The 3070-nt window shown below is 38.6% G+C and carries 2 protein-coding genes; both read left to right on the forward strand.

Annotated elements, in window-relative coordinates; genetic code table 11:
• The first annotated feature begins 49 nt into the window (after positions 1-49).
• Positions 50-1396, forward strand: a complete 1347-nt coding sequence (locus DP117_RS32355) for a TldD/PmbA family protein (RefSeq protein ID WP_169222267.1) — start codon at positions 50-52, stop codon at positions 1394-1396.
• Between the two features lie 981 nt (positions 1397-2377).
• The gene (locus DP117_RS32360; RefSeq protein ID WP_169222268.1) at positions 2378-2941 is read left to right on the forward strand and encodes a hypothetical protein; all 564 of its coding nucleotides are present in this window, start codon (positions 2378-2380) and stop codon (positions 2939-2941) included.
• The last annotated feature ends 129 nt before the right edge of the window (positions 2942-3070 follow it).

Raw genomic sequence — 3070 nt, forward strand, 5'->3', positions numbered from 1 at the left:
ACCCCACTCCGTGGGGACCCCAAGCCCCCCACCTCCCTCTCAATTGCTCATGAAACACGAAGAACTATCTGCCTTAGAAGTCAGCTTTAACCAACTGATTGAAACTCTCTTAAATAAGAAACAAGAAAGTGAACAATTTACTGTGAAACTCAGCAGTGAGCGCAGTCAATTTACTCGTTTCAATCATGCCAAGGTGCGGCAAACAGGTTGTGTTGCTGATGGTTCGATTGAACTGACTTTGATGCAAAATCAGCGCAGTAGTTTTCGTCAGTTTCCCTTTACTGGCAATTGGAAAATTGATTGGCAGTTAGCATACGAAGCTTTGCAAGAACTACGTGAAGAACTTCCCTTGTTACCTGTAGATCCGTATTTGGTATTACCATCAGGAACAAATACTAGTCGAGAAGTTCATTTTGGGAATTTATTAGCGGATGAAGTTGTTGTATCAACGGTGCTAAAACAGGTTGCTGAATTAGATTTTGCGGGTATATACGCTGGGGGAGTTGTGATTAAAGCTTATGCTGATTCTAGCGGGCAAAAGCACTGGTTTAGTACTGATACTTTTTCGTTAGATTATTCTATATTCACAACAGAAGGACAAGCTGTTAAAGGAACTTTTGCTGGTAGCAAATGGAATCATGAAGCTTATATAACTAAAATTAGCGATGCGAAAAGACAACTACAATTGCTTTCTCGTCCTGTCAAAGAATTACCACGAGGTCAGTACAAAACATACTTTGCACCAGCAGCAGTTGCTGATTTATTGGCTATGCTTTCTTGGGGAGGTGTGAGTGAGGCTGATTTGCAACAGGGAGGTAGTGCTTTAGCATTACTGTGGCGCAAAGAAAAACAGTTATCTGTTGCATTTAATGTGAAAGAAAACTTTCAACGAGGGTTAGTACCGCGATTTAATGAATTGGGAGAAATGGCTGCGCCGGAATTACCTGTTATTGAAAAAGGAGTCTTAGTCAACACGCTCGTCAATTCTCGCACCGCTAGGGAATATCAAAAAATTGGTAATGGTGCTAATAGTTATGAAGCTTTACGTGCGCCAGAAATCAGTCCGGGAAATTTAAGCTTTGAGGAAATTTTGACCAGTTTAAACACGGGTTTGTATGTTTCTAATTTACATTACTTAAATTGGAGCGATCGCCCTACAGGTCGAATTACAGGTATGACTCGTTATGCCTGTTTTTGGGTAGAAAATGGTGAAATTGCTGCTCCTATCGAGAATTTGCGTTTTGATGAAAGTCTCTATCGATTTTGGGGTGAAAATCTCGTAGATTTGACCAATTTCCAAGAATTTGTACCTGAAGTTGGAACTTACGATAGTCGTCAACTTGGAGGCTGTATGGTTCCAGGTTTGTTGGTAGAAGATTTTACGTATACGCTGTAGTGTTTTAAACTTTCATCTCAAAAACCCGGTTTCTTGTGTTGAAAAGACTGATTTTTCGTTGAGTCAACGATGAAGTTACCGGATTTTTAGCCTCCAATGCGTGAATACTGAATCGGTGTTTTAGTAGGGTTATTTTTCTCTGCTCAGAGTGACAGAAGAGGATTATTTACAAGGTTGCTCGAATACAATTCCCCAAACGAGTAGAGATACAGGACTTACGCAAAAACTCTTCTTAACCTCTTTTCTTCGTGTCCTATGCCCTGCGGGCACGCTACGCTAATGCGTACTTTGTGGTTCGTTTTTTCATAACTTTGCGTAAGTCCTAAGATACTTGGAAGGTATTTACCACGCGTACGACTTGTTGCTGTACGACCTTTTTGTAGTACAGGTTACACAAGTTCCTCACAAGTTCCTCACATTTTACACATAAGGTGTAAGTAGAAGTTGTTTACTCGTGAGGTATGGATTTTTAAACAAACATTAATTTCGAGAGTTAACCAAAATTATAGACATGACATACAGTGAGCAAATTCTTAATTCCCTGAACCATTAAAGGTTCTTGGGGATTTTTTATGAATTTCGACTGCTCAGCGAGGGATTATACGGAAAAAGACTGGAGTATTAGGGTATATATCGTATTACTTAGCTCAGTATCAATCAATGTCTCCACGTATTCTTCTGCCCATAGGCTGAATCTGTTCTCTTCCCTTGGATAGATACGGTTGGCTCATAAAGAGATAGACGCACCCCTTACACCTGTAAACAACCAGTGAGGAGGGCGAAGCGCGTAGCGTACAAAGTTAAATGTGTTCACTGATTGCTGGTAGTGGACAAAGTAGTGCTCACAAACAAAGTTTCCTGTTGATGTGGACAAAGATAGACATTTCTTTATATCTTTGTCCGATTCAGAAAACTTTGATTTTCACTAACAGTTTGGTTTTTGAAAAACTAGCAATACAAAAATGACAGGAGAGTAAAATAATGAAGATGCAATGGGAAATTGATAACTATAAATGCGAGTTACTTCCAGATGGTGAATTCTTTCTTATAGATAATGGAAAATTATACGAATTTAAAAGCATTGGAATCAACCCTCACAAGTTATCATCATTCATTCTATACGGCGCTAAATATTACTATGAAAAGGAATCTCTTAATCAATCTCTATCTATAGATAAACCTCTAGTAGAATGCGCGAAAGAAGGACTTTTGGAAATTTATTGGAAGTATGTAGAAAATCTTGCTGAGAATTTGGAAATTGATTTCAAAGATCCAAGGATATATGAAGATCTTTTTATCAATGGAACATTTAATTATGTTCCTCTGGTTAAAGAAGCATTGATGACTATTTACAATAATGATGAAACAAAAATGCTAATAGATTTGCTTCAACAACACTTAAAGAACGCTATTAGTCTCGCTCAAGCTTACATAGAGAATCCATTAGTACCAGAAGAAAAGAAAGAAAAAGCCATAATGGCTTTAGACGCATTTGTTGAAGGAAAACTTGAACAAGGTTATTCACTTTGGAATCAGAAAGATTAAATATTTACTCAAAACCCGCAACAGCACTAGGTTAGCGGGTTTTACTAAGTCTTGAGTGCAATTCTTACCGCTGCTAAAAATCTGACAGGTCACCCCTTATGCCTAACGGCACGCTTGGGCTATCGGGGG

It is taken from the genome of Brasilonema sp. UFV-L1 (assembly GCF_012912105.1).
Lineage (GTDB): Bacteria > Cyanobacteriota > Cyanobacteriia > Cyanobacteriales > Nostocaceae > Brasilonema.